At 74.1% G+C, this 18720-nt stretch carries 19 protein-coding genes; 15 read left to right on the forward strand and 4 right to left on the reverse strand.

The window, feature by feature from the left end:
* Positions 1 to 78 precede the first annotated feature (78 nt).
* From AB0L34_RS03365 to AB0L34_RS03390, 6 genes are all read left to right on the forward strand, one after another.
* The gene (locus AB0L34_RS03365; RefSeq protein ID WP_363701488.1) at positions 79 to 318 is read left to right on the forward strand and encodes a hypothetical protein; all 240 of its coding nucleotides are present in this window, start codon (positions 79 to 81) and stop codon (positions 316 to 318) included.
* Entirely contained in the window at positions 315 to 608 is a 294-nt protein-coding gene (locus AB0L34_RS03370) for a hypothetical protein (protein ID WP_363701490.1), read from the forward strand. The genes AB0L34_RS03365 and AB0L34_RS03370 overlap by 4 nt, the downstream gene beginning before the upstream one ends.
* Positions 605 to 1675 (forward strand): FAD-binding oxidoreductase, encoded by a 1071-nt coding sequence (locus AB0L34_RS03375; RefSeq protein ID WP_363701492.1) that lies wholly within the window; start codon positions 605 to 607, stop codon positions 1673 to 1675. The genes AB0L34_RS03370 and AB0L34_RS03375 overlap by 4 nt, the downstream gene beginning before the upstream one ends.
* Positions 1675 to 1947 (forward strand): DivIVA domain-containing protein, encoded by a 273-nt coding sequence (locus tag AB0L34_RS03380; protein ID WP_363701494.1) that lies wholly within the window; start codon positions 1675 to 1677, stop codon positions 1945 to 1947. The genes AB0L34_RS03375 and AB0L34_RS03380 overlap by 1 nt, the downstream gene beginning before the upstream one ends.
* A gap of 55 nt (positions 1948 to 2002) precedes the next feature.
* Positions 2003 to 3229 carry an HNH endonuclease gene (locus AB0L34_RS03385; protein ID WP_363701496.1) on the forward strand — a complete coding sequence of 409 codons (1227 nt, stop codon included), beginning with the start codon at positions 2003 to 2005 and terminating at the stop codon, positions 3227 to 3229.
* A gap of 78 nt (positions 3230 to 3307) precedes the next feature.
* Positions 3308 to 3970, forward strand: a complete 663-nt coding sequence (locus tag AB0L34_RS03390) for a hypothetical protein (protein ID WP_363701498.1) — start codon at positions 3308 to 3310, stop codon at positions 3968 to 3970.
* Between the two features lie 75 nt (positions 3971 to 4045).
* On the opposite strand, the gene AB0L34_RS03395 is transcribed toward AB0L34_RS03390, so the two are convergent.
* Positions 4046 to 4501: a hypothetical protein gene (locus AB0L34_RS03395; protein ID WP_363701500.1), complete on the reverse strand. Its 456-nt coding sequence runs from the start codon at positions 4499 to 4501 to the stop codon at positions 4046 to 4048.
* A 141-nt stretch (positions 4502 to 4642) separates the two neighbouring features.
* Between AB0L34_RS03395 and AB0L34_RS03400 the strand changes: the two genes are divergently transcribed.
* Positions 4643 to 4885: a hypothetical protein gene (locus AB0L34_RS03400; RefSeq protein WP_350703024.1), complete on the forward strand. Its 243-nt coding sequence runs from the start codon at positions 4643 to 4645 to the stop codon at positions 4883 to 4885.
* Positions 4886 to 4943: 58 nt separating this feature from the next.
* Here the strand turns inward: AB0L34_RS03400 and AB0L34_RS03405 are convergent, their stop codons facing one another.
* Positions 4944 to 8237 (reverse strand): NACHT domain-containing protein, encoded by a 3294-nt coding sequence (locus AB0L34_RS03405; protein ID WP_363701502.1) that lies wholly within the window; start codon positions 8235 to 8237, stop codon positions 4944 to 4946.
* 183 nt (positions 8238 to 8420) lie between these two features.
* On the opposite strand from AB0L34_RS03405, the gene AB0L34_RS03410 reads away from it, so the two are divergent.
* Entirely contained in the window at positions 8421 to 9761 is a 1341-nt protein-coding gene (locus AB0L34_RS03410) for an AAA domain-containing protein (RefSeq protein ID WP_363701504.1), read from the forward strand.
* 57 nt (positions 9762 to 9818) lie between these two features.
* On the opposite strand, the gene AB0L34_RS03415 is transcribed toward AB0L34_RS03410, so the two are convergent.
* Positions 9819 to 10040 carry a hypothetical protein gene (locus AB0L34_RS03415; RefSeq protein ID WP_357454803.1) on the reverse strand — a complete coding sequence of 74 codons (222 nt, stop codon included), beginning with the start codon at positions 10038 to 10040 and terminating at the stop codon, positions 9819 to 9821.
* A gap of 550 nt (positions 10041 to 10590) precedes the next feature.
* On the opposite strand from AB0L34_RS03415, the gene AB0L34_RS03420 reads away from it, so the two are divergent.
* Genes AB0L34_RS03420 through AB0L34_RS03430 form a run of 3 tightly spaced genes read left to right on the forward strand, consistent with a single transcriptional unit; the run spans position 10591 to position 11674 of the window.
* On the forward strand, positions 10591 to 10998 hold the full coding sequence (locus tag AB0L34_RS03420; RefSeq protein WP_363701506.1) for a hypothetical protein: 408 nt from the start codon (positions 10591 to 10593) through the stop codon (positions 10996 to 10998).
* Positions 10999 to 11015: 17 nt separating this feature from the next.
* Positions 11016 to 11276, forward strand: a complete 261-nt coding sequence (locus AB0L34_RS03425; protein ID WP_350703007.1) for a hypothetical protein — start codon at positions 11016 to 11018, stop codon at positions 11274 to 11276.
* A complete protein-coding gene (locus tag AB0L34_RS03430; RefSeq protein WP_357454796.1) occupies positions 11273 to 11674 on the forward strand; it encodes a hypothetical protein in 402 nt (133 codons plus the stop codon). Before AB0L34_RS03425 ends, AB0L34_RS03430 begins: the two co-directional genes overlap by 4 nt.
* Positions 11675 to 11735: 61 nt before the next feature.
* On the opposite strand, the gene AB0L34_RS03435 is transcribed toward AB0L34_RS03430, so the two are convergent.
* Positions 11736 to 12464 carry a DUF981 domain-containing protein gene (locus AB0L34_RS03435; protein WP_357454793.1) on the reverse strand — a complete coding sequence of 243 codons (729 nt, stop codon included), beginning with the start codon at positions 12462 to 12464 and terminating at the stop codon, positions 11736 to 11738.
* Between the two features lie 210 nt (positions 12465 to 12674).
* On the opposite strand from AB0L34_RS03435, the gene AB0L34_RS03440 reads away from it, so the two are divergent.
* The 4 genes from AB0L34_RS03440 (at position 12675) to AB0L34_RS03455 (ending at position 18699) form a co-directional block, all read left to right on the forward strand.
* Positions 12675 to 13370: a hypothetical protein gene (locus AB0L34_RS03440; RefSeq protein WP_363701509.1), complete on the forward strand. Its 696-nt coding sequence runs from the start codon at positions 12675 to 12677 to the stop codon at positions 13368 to 13370.
* 72 nt (positions 13371 to 13442) lie between these two features.
* The gene (locus tag AB0L34_RS03445) at positions 13443 to 16781 is read left to right on the forward strand and encodes an AAA family ATPase (RefSeq protein WP_363701511.1); all 3339 of its coding nucleotides are present in this window, start codon (positions 13443 to 13445) and stop codon (positions 16779 to 16781) included.
* Between the two features lie 86 nt (positions 16782 to 16867).
* Positions 16868 to 17392 carry a SigE family RNA polymerase sigma factor gene (locus AB0L34_RS03450; RefSeq protein ID WP_350702999.1) on the forward strand — a complete coding sequence of 175 codons (525 nt, stop codon included), beginning with the start codon at positions 16868 to 16870 and terminating at the stop codon, positions 17390 to 17392.
* On the forward strand, positions 17389 to 18699 hold the full coding sequence (locus tag AB0L34_RS03455) for a hypothetical protein (protein ID WP_363701513.1): 1311 nt from the start codon (positions 17389 to 17391) through the stop codon (positions 18697 to 18699). Before AB0L34_RS03450 ends, AB0L34_RS03455 begins: the two co-directional genes overlap by 4 nt.
* Positions 18700 to 18720 lie beyond the last annotated feature (21 nt).

Here is an 18720-nt window from a genome sequence, read left to right on the forward strand (position 1 = left end):
GTCGACCCGAACGACGCAGCTCCGCCCCCGCCCGCCCCGGCGCCGTTCCACAAGCCGCAACCCGAGGGGCAGCAGAACGTGACCACCCTGCTCGACGACTTCCCGGTCCTCACCCCCGTCACCGACGAGGACCTCGCCACCGCCGTACGGGCGGTGCGAACGCATGTGCCCGAGAGCTGGCCGGAGGGCGATCTGTGCCGCAGCGAGCGCGTCCCGTACCCCTGTCGCCTCGCTCGCTGGGGCCGGGCCACCCTGGAAGCCGCCGGCCTCACCGAAGCTGAAGCCGAGGCCGGGGCCGAGCAGGGCGGCTGGGCATGACCGCACAGGAGGCGGTCGGCCAGTGGCTGCGGCTGGTGGTGGCGGACGCGGAGCTGTCGCCGTACCTCGTCGGGGTCGACCTGGACCGGCTCGGCGCGCACCTGGCGGCGAGCCTTGCCACCGCGCTCGAAGGCCAGCCGATTCCGGACCCGTGGCACGGGCTCGGCCTGTCGGAGGGGCAGCAGCGGCGGATCGTCGACTACCTGGCGGGCGTCCTGTGGGCGCTCGGCCTGCCGGACGACCGGGTCGCCCGCGCGCGGCGCGCCTTCGCCGGCGAGGTGGGCGTGTGACCCTCACCGCCGCCTGGGAGGCGGCCGTCGACAAGGGCGCCGACGACTTCTGGTGCACGCTGGAGGACGGCCGCCCCGGCGTGCTCCCCGAACGGGACGCGCCGCTGCTCTTCGCCGCGCTCGGCCGCCTGACGAGCGGCGGCGACGACGCGGCCGGGCGGGCGGCGCTGCTGGCGGTGCTCGGCCGTGCGTACCGCCGGCACGACCTGTTGCCGCACGAGGCCGCTATCGGCGAAGCGCTGCTCGCCGCCGTCGCCAGGCAGGCCCGCCCGCTGTGGACGCCGCTGCTCGCCGGCGCCTGGGAGCGCGCCGGACGCCGCGCCGCCGAGGCCGTGCGCGACGCCGCCGCCCGCGCCGACGACGGCCCGGCGTGGTGGCCCGCCGAGGTGGTCGACCGCGACCGGCCGTGCGACACCGTCGCGATCCTGACCGTACGCCCCTGGCGTCGCCTGCCCCACCGGCCCGGCCAGGCGGTCCCCGTCTGCACGCCGCGCCGGCCCGGCCGCTGGCGGTGGCTCTCCCCGGCCAACGCCCCGCGCCCGGACGGCACCGTCGAACTGCACGTCCGCGCCCTCGCCGCCGGCACCGTCTCCCACAGCCTCGTCCACGACGTACGCCCCGGCGAACTGCTCTGGCTCGGCCCGCCCCGCGACGCCGGCCTGAGCCTCGACCCGCACTCGCAAGCCGACCTGCTGCTCGTCGCCGGTGGTACCGGCCTGGCGCCGCTGCGTGCCCTGGTCGAGCAGGTCGCCCCCGCGCCGGACGGCCGGCGGGTCACCCTGGTCGTCGGCGTCCGCACCTTCGCGGACCTCTACGACGCGATCGCCCTCGACAAACTTCAGCATGCCCACGACTGGCTGACGGTCGTACCCGCCTTCAGCCACGACCCCTGCGCCGAGCCGGCCGAGCAGGGCGACGCCCTCACCGTCGCCCTCGACCACCATCGTCCCGACCACGACGTGTACGTCTGCGGCCCACCGCCGATGCTCGCCGGGGCACGGCTGCGGCTGCTCGCCGTCGGGGTGCCCGCCGACCGCATCCACCTGCCGTCGGAGATGGTGCCCTGATGGCCGTCTACCGCAGCCGGCACGCCCCGCCCGGCCCGCTGACGCCGGACCGGATCATCGGCGTCGCGCTGCCGCGCACGTCGCTCTGCCGGCGCGGCTACCGGGTCGACGAGGTCGATGCCCTGCTGCACCGCCTCGCCCACGAGCTGCGCGACCGCACCCGCCAGCTCGACCTCACCCGCGCGGAGAACCACCGCATCAAGGAGGCGCTCCGCACCTGGCAGACCCGGCAGGCCGATGAGCGGTCGCGGGCCCGGCAAGCCGTTCGATGAGCGGCCGACGTTTCGAAGGACGGCGGGACGGCACGGTGGCCGGTAGCGTCCGGGGATGGTCGACACCCCGCACGATGACCTGCTCACTGGTTTCAGCTCCGCCCAGCCGTACACCAGGGAGGTGGCCGCCGAGGGGCCCCGGACGCTCGGCGTGCACGTGGTCCTCGACGGCGACGAGATCGTCTACGTCGGCAACACCACGAAGCAGCCGCTGCGTGACCGGCTGCGCCAGCACCTGACCGGCAACCGGGGCTCGTCGGCGCTGCACAAGAACGTCGGCCGGTGGCTCGACGAGCAGCTCGGTCGGGAGGCGTCGGCCGACGAGATCGCCGACTGGCTGGGCGGGTGCGAGGTCCGCTGGCGGGAGACCGACGACCCCGACGGCCTGAAGGACGCCCTGCTCCAGCGGGTGCGTCCCCGCTTCAACCGGCAGCTCCCCGGGCAGGGCCGAGCCGACGACGCACCAACCGGCAGCCCAGCGGACTGGATCTACCCGGTCAACGAGCGCGGCCCGCAGTGGGGCGACGACCGCAGCGTCTGGGAGTACTTCACCACCACCGAGGGCGTGGTCGACTGGCGGTTGGCCTCCAGCTACCACCAGATCGCCCCCGGCGACCGGATCTGGGCGTACGCCACCGAACCCTTCGGCCGGCTCGTCGCCGGCGGAGTCGTCTGGGACGAGCCCTACCAGCAGACGGGCGGTGACAAGCCCGAGTGGCGGGTGTCGATCCGTTGGGATCACGAGCTGACCCGGTTCCTCCTGGCCGAAGGGCACGCGGTGCCCGGTGTGCCCACGACGTCCGTCCGCCGGGTGCGCGGCATGCGTCCGGAGGAAGTCGAGCGCCTCGCCGCCGTGCTGGACGGCCGCCGCGCGCCGGAACCGGAAGGGCTGCCGGAGGGGCGTCGCCGGCGGCTCGCGGAGGTCACCACCCGCCAGGGGCAGCCAGGCTTCCGGCGCCGGCTCATCGAGGCGTACGGGGGACGCTGCGCGATCACCGGCTGCGACACCGAGGCCGCCCTCCAGGCCGCCCACATCTCGCCGTACGACGGACCCGCCACGAACCAAGTGACCAACGGCCTGCTGCTCCGGGCCGACCTGCACAACCTCTTCGACCGCGGCGTGATCTGGATCGACGAGCAGCTTCGCGTCCGGGTCAAGGCGGGGGCCGCGCACTACGCCGAATGGCATGGCGAGCGACTGCGCCCGCCGGCCCGTACGGCGGACCGTCCGGACGCCGCAGCGCTGCGCGCCCACCGCCGCGAGGTGGCCGGGATGCCGTGACAACCCTTGGCCCTACATCGAACCTCGTGAGACCGTCTATGTCGGAGCGTGTGCGGTACGACACGAGGAGTGATCGGTGTGGGCGTTGGGGACGGGCCGTCGCAGTGGTCGATCGAGAAGTTCGGGTTCGCCCAGGCGGTGGCGCTGCGAAAGCGCGTCCCGGCGGCCCTGAAGCGGGCGGTCGAGCGCGCGATGGACGCCCGCGAGGCGTCCGAGATGACCAGTGATCACGCCTTCGGAACCGTGCGCTGGTTGGTGCAGTACGAGGAGCTGCACCAGCGCCTCCGGGATCTGCCCGACGTGACGGACCTGCGGCCACCGGGTGCCCAGTTCAGGATCACCCTCTGCGCGGGGCACTTCCTGCTGCCCTGGCATTACTCGACGAAGAGCGACATCGAGATCGCACGGGCCAGGCCGGGGCGCACATTCAGCCGCTTCGCCCGGGACCTCCTCGTCCTGTACGGACCGAAGTCGCGCTACCAGCAGGACACCCTGCCGCTCATGCCACTCAGCGACCAGGAGGCCCGCGACCGGTCGGAGCTGCGGGAAGCGGTCGAGCGGCTGCCCGTCGAGCCGAAGGTGTTGCTGGTGGGCTACGCCTGCAATTCGGACGCGGGGCTGCTCCGCGTCTCCTGGGGCGAGGCGGCGCTGCGGCACAACGACGAGTTGGAGTGGCAGCACGTCGAGGACCTGCCGCTGCCGGGCGACACGTCTCAGGGCCGACGCGGCTTCGCCGCCTGACCGTGACGCCGTCCAAAATCGCCCGATGGTGATGCCACTCATCCGGAAATGTAGGGACGACGGCCTGGCTGGCCCTCAGTCTGCTGCGGGGCGGGTAGTCGTCTTGCGCTCGGGCACCCGGATGATGTCCGTGTCGATGCCTGGTCGCCGGGGAACGTAGAACCAACCCTCCTCGGTGTCCGGGTCGTAGTGCAGAACGGAGTTCTCCCTCGCGAGCCGCCTGAGCCACGCGTCCAGCTTGACTTTCTCCTCGTCCCGCAGTTGCTTGCCGGCGCGTCGGCGCGCTTCGGTGCGCAACATCTGGATCGGGAAGAGCCACCGGTGCTCGTCCTTGAGAAGCCACGGGATCAGCTCGTCGTCGCGGATCGTCCGCCGCTGGAGTCCTCGCCGTCGGCGGAAGTTTCCCCAGAGCGAGGGCACGGTGTCGATGCCGTACTTGCGGCGGTACTCCTCCACCATCCACTGGTAGCTTCGCCCCTCCTCGAACCATCGCAGGACCTCTTGCTCATTCTGGATCTTGCTAGCGGGCATCCCGATTCGTTCGACTTTCTTCCGGGCTGGACGCGCCAGCTGATCAACAACCTGCGGGGAGAGTGAACATCCGGGTGGTCCACACGTCAACCACGGTCAGTAGGCTGCGGTGCAGCATCGGCGACATGAACAGGAACGGTTGTGAAAGTCACCATCACCGTGTGTGACGTGTGTCAGGACAGGCAGCGTGAGGCCAAGACGTACGAGGTCGTGTCGGAGGGCCGGACTGCGGAAACCGACCGCTGCGCGGAGCATGCGGCTCCGTTCGAGGCGCTGTTCGCAGTGACCGAGCCGCGTCCGGGGCGACGCCGGTATCAGGTCACCACGATGGAAGAAATCGAGGCGCGCAAGGCAAGCCAGGCCGGCACCCGCGCGCGGGCCTGAGCAAGCCGTTCTCCACATCCTCGGAGTTCGTGGCCACCCGCACCTGCCGTGCCTCTGCTCACTTGCGCCAGGCGGGGGCCATCCGCTCGGACATCTCGCGCCAGAAGGTCCGCAGGTCGTCCCGGTTGACCGCCTGCCAGTCCGCCCGCCCCGGCGAGCGGAACCAGCGCCCCACGAGGTCGATCTGGTGGGCGCAGAACGCCTCGTCCATCTGGTACGGCAGCTCGTCGCCCTTCGGCGGCAGCGGGCACAGCCGGAACGGGCAGTCGTCGATGCAGGTGGAGCCCGGCTGGACGTCGTGGGCCTGGCGGCGGCTGAGGGTGACCCGCATGGCGGTGCGGTCGATGGTGAGGCACGGGGGCAGGTCGGCGCGGCTGGCCCGGCTGAGCCGGCGCGCCCGCTCGTCGTTGTCCCGGCCCCGGTCGGCGAGGTTGAGCAGCAGCATCACGTCGGCCAGCAGCCGTTGGGCCCGAGGTTCCAGGACGGCCCAGCCGTGCGACGGCGGCAGCCAGGAGTCCTGGAGGCGGCGGATGCCCGGCTGCGGGCTGACCGCCCCCACCCGGCCGACGATCTCCCGCTCGTCCACCCAGCAGTGGCGCTCGGGGTGGCGGTCGATGAGCGCCTCGACGCACAGGTCCGCCACCTCCAGGACGAGCGGGTGCGCCGTACCGCTGCCGGGTTGCGGGGCGCGGTGCCCGCCGCCCGCGATGGAGGTCCAGAAGGCGACCAGCCCGCGCGGGTCCGAGCCCTGGCCCCGCTCGTGCAGCGTCTCGCCGGGGTCGCGGGGCAGGGCCAGCAGGGTGAGCGCCTGGATGAGCACCAGGTGGGAGTACCAGAACCGGGAGTGCCGCAGCGCCTTCTCGGCCTCCTCGACGAGCAGGCTGCGGTGCGCCGGGTATGTGCGGCAGTTGGCGGCGAGCCGGAAGCCCTGGGCGAGGGTGAGCTCGTAGACGCGGGCCCCGTCGGTGGCGTCGGTGGCCAGGCGGTGGACCCAGCGGCGCAGGGTCTCCCGGGCGATGTGCTGGCAGGTGGGTTCGCCGGGGGCGTGCGCGCTGTCGGCGTAGAGGAACAGCGACGGCGCGATCCAGGTGCGCAGCTCCTCCAGGCGTTCCCGGCCCGTCGGGTCAGCCGCGTGCGGCGGCTCGTCGAGCAGGTCGCGCAGCGCGCGGACGGCCGCGTTGCCGCCGCTGGCGATCTCGCGGGCCGCGGCGAGCCGGGGAAGGTACGACGTCTCGTCGGCCATCATCTGGAACAGCTGCCGGTACTGCGGCGTGGGCTGCCGCGACCGGATCCCGGTGGGCTCGGGTGGCCGGTCGGCGAGTTGCCGGGCGGCGTCGCCGTACCGGTGCACGAGGGCGATCTTGGCGTCTTCGAGGGGGCGGTCGGTGACGGACCCGTCGCCCTGGTAGCGGGGCCAGGCGTTGCGAATGGCGTCGGCCACCTGCCGGTGCGAGGCGTGCCCCGTGGCGACGTCCATCTCCAACGCGGCCGCGAACATCTCCAGCGCCCGGGTGCGGTTGCGGGTCACGGTCGCCGCGTCGAGGAGCCGGTGCACGAGCGCGATCGACCGGTTCCGGGTGGCCCTCTCGTCCCGGCCGCTGGTGGGCAGGCCGACCGCCCGCCGGGCGGTGTCGGCGAGACGGAGCAGGTCGGCGCGGCGGACGGTGGCGCTGCGCCGCCCGTCCAGTCGTTCGAACGCGCCCGCGCTGCGGGTGTGCAGGGTGAGGGCGGACAGCAGTTCCCGCCCCGGGCCGTGGTTTCGGGTGAAGGCCTGCGTGAGGTAGTCGTCGTCGCGCATGGCGGCGGTGAGGAAGCGCGAGCCGAGGTACGCCTGGATCACCCCGTGCTGGAAACGCACCCCGTCCTGCCGCTTCACCACGATGTTCAGCGCGTCCCCGGTGGTCTCGGCGAGGCCGATGTCCTGCGGGTTGTCGGCGCTGAGTTTGTGCAGCCGGGCGCGCAGCTCGGTCAGGATCCACCGCCGGCCGGCGTCGGTCGCGCCGTCGCCGCCGGTGAGTTCCGTCGTACGCACCGACAGCCGGTTGTTGCGCAACCCGATGCAGGCGAGGGCGGAGAGCACCTCGATCGCGTCGGACCGTTCGGTCTGCGGCATGCCGTAGTCCTCGTACAGGTCGCCGGCGACGGTGGCGTCACACCACTCCTCCAGCAGGCTCCAGCGCAGCGCCGACCTGCCGGGGCCCGCCGGCTCGACCCGGTCGAGGCGGTCGACCTCGTGGAGCTGCCCGATGACCCGCAGATAGAACGGTGAGTCGGCGACGTCGGCGGCCTTGACCAGCCCGGTGATGCGGTCCCACCGGTGCCCGGGGTCCGAGCGGCGGCTGTGGGCCCGCACGTACTCGAGGGCGGCGCCCTGGGAGAGCGGTTCCAGTTGCAGCAGCAGCGCGTCCAGGCCGCGCAGCGGGTCGTCGGGCCGCGACGCGACCACCAGGGGGAGGCGCTCGCGGACCGCGCCCCGGACGGCCTCCCGGAGCACGCTGTCCCGGTCGGCGGGCTGGGCGGCGTCGGCGAGGACCTCCTCCAGGCCGTCGGCGAGCACCACGATGCGGTTGTCCAGCCAGAGCCGCCGCCACATCCGGTCCGCCTCGCCCGCGGCGTGGAGCTGGGTGTCGATGGTGCGCTGGAACTGTTCGAGGGCGAGCTGGTGGAAGTTCAGCTTCTCCGGGTCGGTGACCGTCCGCAGGTCGATCCCGATCGGCACGACGCCGGTGGCCATCAGCATCTCCGCGAGGCGTGCCAGGGTGGCCGTCTTGCCGGTGCCGATGCCGCCCACCAGCAGCAGCGGGCGCCGGGTCGTCTCGTCGCGCAGCCGCTGCATCATCAGTTCGCACAGCTCGTCGCGGCCGACGACCCTGCTCGGGTCGAGGTCCCGTTCGGCGGTGGGCAGCAGCATGCGGCTGTTGCGCAGGACGTTGCGCCGGTACCAGCGACGGACCGGCACGTACCGCCAGAAGAGGAAGAGCGCCAGGCCCAGCGCCGCGACCATGGGGGGCTTGACGAAGCCCTCCACCTGGCCGCAGTAGTACGACCTCGGCGGTTCGCCCGCGCACCACGCCGACACCCGGAGGAAGCCGGGCTCGGTGTCGAGGATCATCAGGACCAGGGAGAGGGCGGTCCACGCCAGGAACACCCCGGCGATGGCGACGATCGCCCACCGCAGCCCGCGGTGGTGCCGCCAGCTCATCCGGTGGTCGCCGCGCTCGTCCGTACGCCGGCGGCGGTGCCGTTCCGCCTGGCGTTCCCGTCGGGTGCGCCACCGACGCCGCCGCTGGCGCAACCACAGCTGGGCCGCCCAGACCGGACCACGTTTCGGCCCGTGCATGGACACCCCCATGATCGACATGGTCGGCTACCGGACGGCGGTGCCTGCCCTCCACCCCACGCCAACGCTAGTGCCGTCGCGGCAGGCCAGCGCCCGGTTCCGGCATTCCCGCGCCGGCCCCTCGGCCCCGGTCCTCGCCCGCCGTCGGTCGTCTGGCGTAAGGTCCCGTAGACCTCGTTGGGGGAGGTGCAGACGATGCGTACCGGGTTGGAGATGCCGCCCGCGGTCGAGGCGGAGCGGGTCATCACGGCCGTCCTGGCCGACCTGCGCTCCGGCGACCACCGGGGAGTCGTGGTCGACTCCCCGCCCGGGGCCGGCAAGTCGACCCTGGTGGTGCGCGCGGCCGTCGAGCTGGCCGCCGCCGGCGAGCCGCTGATCATCGTCGCGCAGACCAACGAGCAGGTCGACGACCTCATCGACCGCCTCGCCCGCAAGGCGCCCGAGCTGCGCATCGGCCGCCTCTCCGCCGCCGACTACAAGCCGTCCGAGCGGGTGCGGGGCCACGAGACGGTCCGGGTCGCCGCGAAGGTCGCCGACCTCGGCGGCCCGGCCGTCATCATCGGTACGGCCGCCAAGTGGGCCACGGTCGCGGAGGGCTCCTGGCCGTGGGCGATCGTGGACGAGGCGTACCAGATGCGCTCGGACGCCCTGCTGCGCGTGGCCGGCAGGTTCGAGCGGGCGCTGTTCGTCGGCGACCCCGGTCAGCTCGACCCGTTCTCGACGGTGGAGACGGCGCGCTGGACGGGGCTGACCTGGGATCCGATGCAGTCCGCGGTGGCGGTGCTGCTGCGGCACAACCCGGAGCTGCCGGTGCACCGGCTGCCGGTGTCGTGGCGGCTGCCCGCCTCGGCGGCCCCGGTGGTGGCGGCGGCGTTCTACCCGTTCACCGGGTTCCGCGCCGGCACGGCCGCGCCCGACCGGGCGATGTCCTTCACCGAGGCGGGGCCGGGGGACGCGCTGGACCGGGTGGTGGACCTGGCGGCGTCGACCGGCTGGGCGCTGCACGAGCTGCCGGCCCGGCACACGCTGCGTACCGATGCGGAGGCCGCCTCGGCGTGTGCGGCGCTGGCGCTGCGGGTGTTGCGGCGCGGCGCGGTCGCCGTCTCCGAGCACGCGCCGGCGGGCGCGCCGGTCACCGCGGACCGGATCGCCGTCGGGGCCGCCCACCGCGACCAGGTCGCGGCCATCCGCGCGCACCTGGGCGAGGCCGGAGCCGGCATCACGGTGGACACCGCCAACCGCCTCCAGGGCCGGGAGTACGACGTGACGATCGTGCTGCACCCGCTGTCGGGGCGGCGGGACGCGACGGCGTTCCACCTGGAGTCGGGGCGGCTCTGCGTGCTGACGTCCCGGCACCGGCACGCGTGCATCGTGGTGGCGCGCGCCGGGATCGGCGAACTGCTGGACGCCCACCCGTCCACCGAGATCGTGCACCTCGACGTGCCGGTGAAGTTCCCGGACGGCTGGGAGGCGAACCAGACGATCCTGGCGCTCCTGGCCGGCGTGGCGACCCCGGCGGACGGCCGCACCGGGTAACGGATCCGCGCCGCTCGGTGACGACGATCAGGGCCTCCCCGAATTGTCGTCCAGGGTTCAGCGCGTTCCCTGTCGTTGGATCCGCTCGGCGCCCTCGACCTTGGCCCGTCCCTGGTCGCGTTCCGTGCCCGCTGACCCGCTGGCGGTACGCAGGTGGCGGGCCTTCGGCGAGTGCTCGGTTGACGAGCCCTGGTGGCCCCGGGCGCCGCTGCCGGGATGTTGCCGGCCGCGCGCCGACTCGCCGCCGGGATCGTGCTTGTTCTCCTTGTGACTACCCATGCGCCGCGCGTACCCGGTCCGCCGGCCGCTAGTCATCGCCAGGCCGTCGCCGGTGGTCCTACCGACGGGGCAGCTCGACAGGGCGCGAGAAGCGGGCATCCGACCCGGTCCGGGCACAAAGCCGACCGACAGCACAAGACCCCTGTCCACGCCGCCGTCGATCACCGGAATTCGTGTCGGCCTACCGATAGAGCGACGATTCATCTGATCAATGTCGGTCGATAGCGTGACGGGCAAAGGCCGTCCATGAAAGGCGGGCCATGACACATCCCATCACCTCACCGTCCCGGCGGGGGATCCTGCTCGGCGCCGCCGCGGCCTCGGCGGTCACCGTCACCGGGGCGAGCGCCGCGCACGCCGCACCACCCACCGCACCACCCGCCGGGGGAGCATCCCCGGCGCGACCCACCCAGCCCCTCGTGGCCCGGACCGGGTCGCCACGGCACGGCTGGCCGGCGGGCCGGCCCGCTTCCAGGCCGACTTCCACGAACGCCTCGACGCCTGGCTGGCCTTCTGGTCGGCCAACTCGCCCCGGAGCTGGAGCACGCCGGTGGAGGTCGAGGGCACGGTGAGCGCGGACGGCGACGCGTTCACGCTGCACGTGATCCGGATCAGCCGCGACGACCAGACGCGGGACGCCTTCGCCGCCCGGCGGGTGGACGCCGCCCACCTGGCCACCCTCGCCAGCCTGCACCACCACTTCCCGTCGGTCCGCGTCGAGGCCGGCGGCGCGTTGCGGGTGACCGACGGCCCCGCCGGCTGGACCGGCTCGGCCGAGCAGGTCGCCTTCGCCGTCACCGCCTGCCGGGAGCTGTGGGGGCTGCGCGTTGCCGACGCGACCACCTGGCGGGCGCACGCGAGCCGGGCCGGGCTCGCGGCCGACCCCGCCTCCCGCTCCGGCTGGGCGGCATTCACCAGGGCGGGTCTGCGGCACGGGCTGCGGACCGAATCGTACTGACCTGTGGAGGTAAGGACATGGCACGAAGCGAATTCCGTTTCGTCGTCGACGGCGTCGAGCTGACCACCGAACAGCAGAGCCTCATCGCCGGCGAGATCCAGAAGGCGGGCCTCAACGCGCTCTCCGTGGCCGGCAGCAAGCTGACCAACCCGCTCGCCGTCGGGCACGCCAACATCAAGCTCCGTCCCGAGTGGTACGGGCTGTGGCTGATCGACGGCCCGTTCGCCGAGGAGCTCGGCCAGAAGATCAACGACATCGGCTTCTGGATGCAGCGGTGACGGACCCCGTCCACCGGCCGGACCCGCCGGAGCGGATGTGCCCGAGCACCCCCGCGGCCAACGCCACGGTGTTCCTCGGCATGATCACTCCGGCGGGTCGGGTCGCCTACGTCACGCCGCCGCTCCCGGCCGAGGTCGCCCTCGCCCAGGCCGGCACGGACGCGCCGGTCGAGTCCCGGTACCGGCTCGCCGGCCCGTGCGTCACCGCGAAGTGCGGCTTCTGGACCGGCGAGCACTGCGGTCTCGGCGAACGGGTCGCCGCCTCGTACCGCGACACCGCCGGCCCGGCCGAGGCCGACCTGCCGCGCTGCGCGATCCGACGGAGCTGCCGGTGGTACGCCGAGCAGGGCCGCGCGGCCTGCGCAGCCTGCTCCCACGTCGTCACCGACGCCCGCTGACCGGCGCCGTGGGTGACGTCGCCGGGGTCGTCGTCCGCCGCGTCGTGATGACGGTGTGGCCTCACATAGTGTTGACGATCAAGCCGATATGGGTGAAGTAGTTCAACGCCCCGAAGAGAGTGAAGATGGCGCCGGCGATCGCCCACGCCACGCCGATGATTCCCAGCAGCACGCGATTCAGCTTGAGCAGGGCGAACGGAGCGAGAACCGAACCGATCCCCACCAGGACGTACAGGCCGGAGATGAAGGCCGCCTCGACCTCCGGGTACTCCGCGAACTCCCCCGAGATCGGCTCCTGCGGCGGCGCCGCGAAGAGCGTGTACGTCCAGCCGGCTGCCGCGATGCCGAAACAGGCCAGGCCGAGCGCGAACACGAAGATCGAGATCGGCCACAGCAGTCGCCGCGCCTGCTCCGTGCGGAGGCCGCCGTTCTCCAGCGACGCCTCGGCGAAGATCTCACCCCGCCGCCACAGGATGATTGCCGCCCCGAGCATCAGCACCCCGAAGCCCAGGGACGGCTCGCCGAAGATGATGTTGTCGAAGGCGAAACCCCCGGGTGCCAGCGGCCAGGTCAGCGTCATGTGCAGGCCCGTGACGGTGAGGATCGTACCCAGGATCGCGAAGGCGATTGCCCACCCTTCGGTGACGAGCGGCCTGTCCTTCATCATCTGCCAACCGAGGGCCACGACCAGCAGCAGGCCGACGCCCGCGGCGAGCGCCATGATCGTGTTGTAGGTGGGCATCTGCGCCCAGTCGATCTTCAAGTCATCCTGGGCGGATATCTCGAACACGGCGTCTCCCTCCGTTCGCCGCTCCCGGCGCAGGTCGGCACGACCGCACGACAAAGCGGGCGGCCCGGCGAGTTCCCCCGATCACGCCGCAGAAACGCCACGCCAGACCAGCCGGAGCGCCTGCCGGTGGTACGCCGAGCCGCGCGCCGCCGGGCTGGCCGGCCCGGACGGGGTCAACGGGATGCGCCGCGCTTCACTACTGTCGGTGCGGTGACGGGGATGATGCTGCGCCGTGCCGGTCGGCTGGGTTTCGTGCTGTTCGCCCTCGCGGCGTTCGGGTTTTTCATGCTGCCGTGGTTCAAAGGCGACAACGGGGACGTGATCATCGGCTTGGATCTGGGCTACGTCGAGTCCGAGCTGCCCGGCAACCCGAACCCGTTGACGCAGTACTTCCTGGAGCAGGCGCCGCTGCCGGCGTACGTCGGTCTGTTGCTCGCGTTCACCGTGGCGGTGCGGCGGCGGTGGGCGCGGATCGTCGCGGTGGTGGTCGTCGTACTGGCCGCCGCGCTGACCGTGGCGGCGGCGGCCGCGCTGCTCACCGGCGTGGAGGACTACTGGGAGCCGACCGAGGTGCGTCGCTACCAGCTGTTCGCGCTGGTGACCGTCGCGCTGGCGGTGCTGCTGCTGGCCGCCGCCGGCACGCTGGCGGCCGGGTTGCGCCAGGTGTACCACGGGTTCGTGGTGGCGCTGCTGCTCGCGTTCACTGCCTTCCACCTGGTCAACGTCGCGATCCTCGCCGGGCAGGGGGTGGGGGAGACGATGACGGCGGCGGCGTGGTTGCCGGCGCCGGCGTACCTGCTGGCGGCCGGCTGCGCGGTCCTTGCCGCGACCGGCGCGGCGGCGGCCGAGCGGTCGGAGTCGGCCGCCGCCCCCGCACCGGTCCCTCAGCCGGCGGGGCGCGCGTAACCGAGCAGCAGCCCGCCGGCGGCGGGTCGGAGGCGGCGGGATGTCCGACGGTTCCGCTACGGTCGGGGCGTCATGGAGCCGCGGTTCGGCGAGGTCGTCATCGGGCGGGAGCACCCCGCGGGCCTGCTGCGCGCCGAGGTCGACCGGGCGGCCGTCAGCCACGGCGGCCTCGTCCTGGTCGCCGGCGAGCCCGGCATCGGCAAGACCACGCTGGTCACCGCCGCCGCCAGGGAGGCCCGCCAGCACGGCGCCCTGGTGCTCGGCGCGGCCTGCTGGGACTCCGACAGCGCGCCCGGCTACTGGCCGTGGGTGCAGGTGCTGCGCGGGCTGCGCCGCTCGCCCGACGACTGGGCGGTGGCGCGGGAGGCCGCCGAGCCGGGCCTGGCCGCCCTGCTCGGCGAGACGACCGGCGCGGCGGCTGACCGGGCCATCCGCGAGACGATCCGCGAGGCGATCGGCGGGCCGGCGGGCGGCAGCGGGGACGACCAGGCCGACCGGGAGGAATTCGACCTCTACGACGCGGTGACCGGCGCGCTCGTCGCGGTCTCCCAGCGCCGGCCGGTCATGGTCGTCCTCGACGACCTGCACTGGGCCGACCCGGCGTCGATGCGGCTGCTCCAGTTCGCCGCCCAGCACACGTGGTTCGAACGGCTGCTGCTGGTCGGCACCTACCGCGACGCCGAGGTGGAGGCCGCCGACCACCCGCTGCGCCCGCTGCTGATGCCGCTCGTGGCGAAGGCGACCAGCATCACCCTCACCGGCCTGTCCCGCGACGAGGTGGGCGCGCTGATGGCCCGCACCGCCGGCCGCGAGCCGGACGTCGACCTCGTCGACGAGGTGCACCGGCGCACCGGCGGCAACCCGTTCTTCGTGGAGCAGACCGCCCGGCTGTGGCGCGCCGACGGCCAGGTGAGCACGATCGCGCCCGGCGTACGGGAGGCGGTGCGGCGGCGGCTCGCCCAACTGCCCTCGCCGGTGGCCGACCTGCTCACCGTCGCCGCCGTGCTGGGCCGCGAGTTCCACCGCCAGGTCCTCGCGGCCACCGCGGGCGCCCCGGCGGCGCAGGTCGACCGCCTCCTCGACCGCGCGGTGACCGCCCGGCTCGTGCTGGCCCGCAACGGCGGTCGCTTCGCCTTCGCCCACGACCTGGTCCGGGAGACCCTCTACGACGGGCTCGCCGACGACGACCGGCGGGCCCGGCACGCCGCCGTCGTGCGGGCCGTCGACGGGTCGGCGGCGCTCGCCGAGCGGCTGATCCCGGCCGACCTGGCCCGCCACGCCCACCTCGCCGGCGACGCGCTCGACCCGGCCCGCGCGACCGACCTGCTGGTGGCCGCCGCCCGGGACGCGAGCGGCCGGCTGGCCGTGGACGAGTCGATCGTCCACTTCCGCCGCGCGCTGGAGGTCGCCGGCGACCCGACCCGGCGAGTGAAGATCATGGTCGAGCTGGGCCAACTGCTGCACCACTGCGGCGACAGCGCCGAGGCCCGACACCTCGTCGCCGAGGCCGCCACGCTGGCCCTGACGGTCGACGATCCGGTGGTGCTGGCCCGCGTCGCCCTGACCGTCCACCGTCACCGCCACCAGTCCGGCTCCGCGCGCACCCCGGACGCGGACGGCCTGCTGCGGGAGGCGTACCGGCGGCTGATCGGCGAGCCGGCGGCCACCCTCGCGGCCGGCACCCTCGTCACCGACCTGATCACCGCCACCGAGTCGCTCGCCCGGCGCGGCCGGGACGACGAGGCGCTCACCTTCAGCCTGTGGGCCCGGCACGACACCACCTGGGGGCTCGGCACGGCCACCGACCGGGCCGCGATCACCGCCGAGATCCGCGAGGTGGCGCGGCGGACCGGCGACCGCGAGACCCAGCTCTGGGCGACCTCGCTGCGCTGGGTGGCGCTGCTGGAACTCGGCGATCCGCGATACCACCACGAACTCACCACGTTCGTCACCGGAGCACGCGAGGGCGACGCCCGGCACCGGATCGGCGCGACCATCGACGACGGCATCATCGCCGGGTTCCGGGGCGACTTCACCCGCGCCGGCGAGCTGCTCGCCGAGCTGGACGAGCTGTCCGAGTGGGACCACTCCGAGAGCGCCTTCATGGGCCACCACCTGCGCTGGTCGTGGCTGCTGCTCCAGGGCCGGCACGACGAGGCCGACGCCCTGCTCGACGGGCTGGACCCGGGCGACCACCCCTACCTGCAGGTCGTCCGGGCCATCACCGCGGCCGAGCGCGGCGACGGCGCGACGGCACTGCGACTGACCGCCGGGATCGAGGCCGACGGCACCACGCACAGCCGGATGGTGGCGCCGCTGTGGCTGCGGCTGCGCGCCCAGGTCGCCGCCGCCACCCGCGACCCCGACCGCTGCGCCGAGGCCCGGCAGGCCCTGCGGCCGCACCGCGGGCAGTGGATGACGGCGCTGTTCGGCTGCGACGTCAGCGGCCCGGTCGACCACTGGCTCGCCGCCGTCGACGCGGCGGAGCAGCGCTGGGACGACGCGGTGGCCGGGTTCGCCGCGGCCCGCGACGCCGCCGACCGGATGGGCGCCCGCCCCTGGTCCGTGCTGGCCCGCGCCGCGCTGGCGGACGCGCTGGCCGGGCGCGACCGCCCCGGCGACGCGAACGCCGCCACCGCGCTGCGCGCCGCCGTCGCCCGGGACGCCGCCACGCTCGGCATGCGCCAGGTGGCCGGCCACCCGACGCCCACGCCGGTCCCGGCGGCGCGGCAGCACCCGGCCGTCGCGGATGGGCGGCAGCACGGGTTCTCCGCGCCCGTGCCGGCCGTCGCGTCCGTGCCGGCGGTCCCGGGGCCGCAGGGGCGGGCTCCGTCCGCCGGGCCCGTCGTCGGGCAGCCGTCCGTCGAGGCGTACGAGTTCCGCCGCGACGGCCCGGTCTGGCAGCTCGGGTACGCCAACATGGTCGTGCACCTGCCCGACGCGAAGGGCCTGCACGACCTGCACCTGCTGCTGGCCCGGCCCGGCGTCGACGTTCCGGCGGTCGAGCTGCTCGACCCGGCGGCGGGGCCGGAACTCGTCGCCGCCCGCCGGATGGGCGGCGACCCGGTCCTCGACGAGGAGGCGAAGGCCCGCTACCGCCGGCACCTGGAGCGGCTGGACGCCGAGATCGACCGGGCCGCCGGGCGCGACGAGACGAAGGTGGCCGCCCTCGACGCCGAGCGGGCGGCCCTGCTCGCCGAGCTGCGGGCCGCCGCTGGGCTGGCCGGCCGCAGCCGCCGCCTCGGCGACGAGGCCGAGCGCGCCCGCAAGACGGTGACCGCCCGCATCCGGGACGTGCTGCGCAAGCTCGACGACCGGCACCCGGCGCTCGCCGCCCACCTGCGCGACACCGTCTCCACCGGCGGCACCTGCCGCTACCTCCCGCCCGAGCCGCCGCCCTGGCGCCTCTAGATCCGGGGTCAACTGTCGACGTGGAGGACGGGTAAACCTCGCGGCCCGCTGCGGTGTCTTGCTGACTGACGAGACCAGGAGGCCAGATGCGAGACGCGCGTGGCGCGGAGTTCGACGACTTCGTCCGTACCCGGTCGGTGGCGCTGCTGCGGGTCGCCTACCTGCTGACCGGTGACCGGCATGCGGCCGAGGACCTGCTTCAGGAGGTGCTGGAGCAGGTGTACGTGCGCTGGCGTCGGGTGCAGGCGTCGCCGGAGGCGTACGCCCGGCGGGCGCTGGTGAACCGGTCGATCAACCGGTGGCGGTGGCGCGCCCGGCGGCCGGAGCAGGCGTTGGGTGACAACGACGGGGTCGCCCGGGATCACGCCGACGACATCGCGCTCCGCCAGGCGGTCGTCGCGGCGCTGCGTACCCTGCCGCCCCGGCAGCGCGCCGCCGTCGTGCTCCGCTACCTGGAGGACCTGTCGGTCGCCGACGTCGCGGCGACGCTGCGCTGCTCGGAGGGGGCGGTGAAGAGCCACGCCTCCCGCGGGCTGGCCCGCCTCCGGGAGGCGCTGGCCGGATCGAGTCTCGTCCTGCCCTTTCCGACCGGCACCAGGAGTTCGCGATGACCATCAACGAGAGTGATGTCCGGGCCGTCCTGCACCGGGTGACCGATGACCTCACCGGCCCGCCGACGCTGCTCGACGACGTACGGCGGGGTGGGCGTCGCCGGCTGCTGCGACGTCGGGTGGTGCTGGCCGCGGCGTGCGCGGCCGTGTTGGCCGTACCCGTGGGAGGTGCGCTGCACCTCACGGACCGCGGGGGCACGGTCGAGGTCGCCTCGCCGCTGTTCGACGAGCCCACCCGCGGCGACCTGGCCGGCGACGAAAGGTACCTACGGCAGGTGCGGGAGGCGTGGCGGCAGCGGGCGCGGGCGACCGACACCTACCTCCGGGGCGATCCGCACGTCATCTGGGCGGGCAACACCCCGGCCGGCCCCGCGGCCTACGTCGCCCAGCGGACCCTCAGGAACCCGGTGGTGTCCGAGCCGTCCGGCGACCGCATGATCGGTCTGGGCGGGTTCGTCGAGCCCACCGCCGACGGGCCGCGGGTCATGACGGTCGAGACCCTCACCGACGCCGGAACGGAGGGCAACTCCCAGGCCGCGCTGGTCGGGCCGCAGCGGGACGTGCTGGTCCTGCTCGACGCCGGACACCCGGTGGAGTTCTCACCGACGTTCCGGTACGCCGCCGACGGCCGGATCGAGCGCACCTTCCAGCGGGTGACGTTCCGGGACGGGGCCGCCGTCCTGCCGGTGCCGTCGCAGCGCCACAGGGTGACCGTCGCCCTGTCGCGGCCGCCGGTCAGCGTGGAGAACACCGTGCACATCAGCAACGCGAGCCAGATCCTCTTCCCCGACGGGCAGGACAGCCCTCAACCGCGCCAGCTCGTCCACACGTTGCCCGGCGCGGAACGGGCCTGGGGCCCCAACCCCGCCGGGCAGGCTGACCCGGCGGCTCACTACGCGGACCCGCTCGCCGCCTACATCGACGCCGGCGGCAACCACCGAGTGGGGGATTCGCCCCTGTTCACCCTCTACGGGGCCACGCCCGACGGTCGGCGGCTGCTGCTCCAGACCATCCAGTACGACGACGACCCCGCCCGCGTGATCGCCCTGCTCGCCCGCGACGGCGCCCCCTTCCAGGCGGCGGCCAGCGGGTTCGTCGACTGGCAGGCCCCGCTGCCGGTGCGGCTGCGGCTGCCGGACGGGCAGGGTGTACTCGTCGCCGCCGAGGGTGCGGGTTTGAGCTACCGGACCGGCTCCGGGCGGTGGCAGGACGCCGGGCGGGACGCGGCGCTGCTACCCGCCGACGCCACCGAAGTGCGCGTCACCGCCGCCGGCGGCGAGGCCGTCACCGTTCCCGTCGGCCGCTAGCCGGCCATCGACTCGGCGACG

Origin of the sequence: Micromonospora sp. NPDC052213 (genome assembly GCF_040679695.1) — a bacterium.
Classification (GTDB): domain Bacteria; phylum Actinomycetota; class Actinomycetes; order Mycobacteriales; family Micromonosporaceae; genus Micromonospora.

What these genes read in the sequence shown, in the direction of transcription:
- AB0L34_RS03410 (WP_363701504.1), top strand. Translation starts at nt 8,421, where the DNA reads ATGCGTACCGGGTTGGAGATGCCGCCCGCGGTCGAGGCGGAGCGGGTC.
- AB0L34_RS03385 (WP_363701496.1), top strand. Translation starts at nt 2,003, where the DNA reads ATGGTCGACACCCCGCACGATGACCTGCTCACTGGTTTCAGCTCCGCC.
- AB0L34_RS03405 (WP_363701502.1), bottom strand. Translation starts at nt 8,237, where the DNA reads ATGGGGGTGTCCATGCACGGGCCGAAACGTGGTCCGGTCTGGGCGGCC.
- AB0L34_RS03380 (WP_363701494.1), top strand. Translation starts at nt 1,675, where the DNA reads ATGGCCGTCTACCGCAGCCGGCACGCCCCGCCCGGCCCGCTGACGCCG.
- AB0L34_RS03455 (WP_363701513.1), top strand. Translation starts at nt 17,389, where the DNA reads ATGACCATCAACGAGAGTGATGTCCGGGCCGTCCTGCACCGGGTGACC.
- AB0L34_RS03450 (WP_350702999.1), top strand. Translation starts at nt 16,868, where the DNA reads ATGCGAGACGCGCGTGGCGCGGAGTTCGACGACTTCGTCCGTACCCGG.
- AB0L34_RS03425 (WP_350703007.1), top strand. Translation starts at nt 11,016, where the DNA reads ATGGCACGAAGCGAATTCCGTTTCGTCGTCGACGGCGTCGAGCTGACC.
- AB0L34_RS03445 (WP_363701511.1), top strand. Translation starts at nt 13,443, where the DNA reads ATGGAGCCGCGGTTCGGCGAGGTCGTCATCGGGCGGGAGCACCCCGCG.
- AB0L34_RS03370 (WP_363701490.1), top strand. Translation starts at nt 315, where the DNA reads ATGACCGCACAGGAGGCGGTCGGCCAGTGGCTGCGGCTGGTGGTGGCG.
- AB0L34_RS03395 (WP_363701500.1), bottom strand. Translation starts at nt 4,501, where the DNA reads ATGCCCGCTAGCAAGATCCAGAATGAGCAAGAGGTCCTGCGATGGTTC.
- AB0L34_RS03415 (WP_357454803.1), bottom strand. Translation starts at nt 10,040, where the DNA reads ATGGGTAGTCACAAGGAGAACAAGCACGATCCCGGCGGCGAGTCGGCG.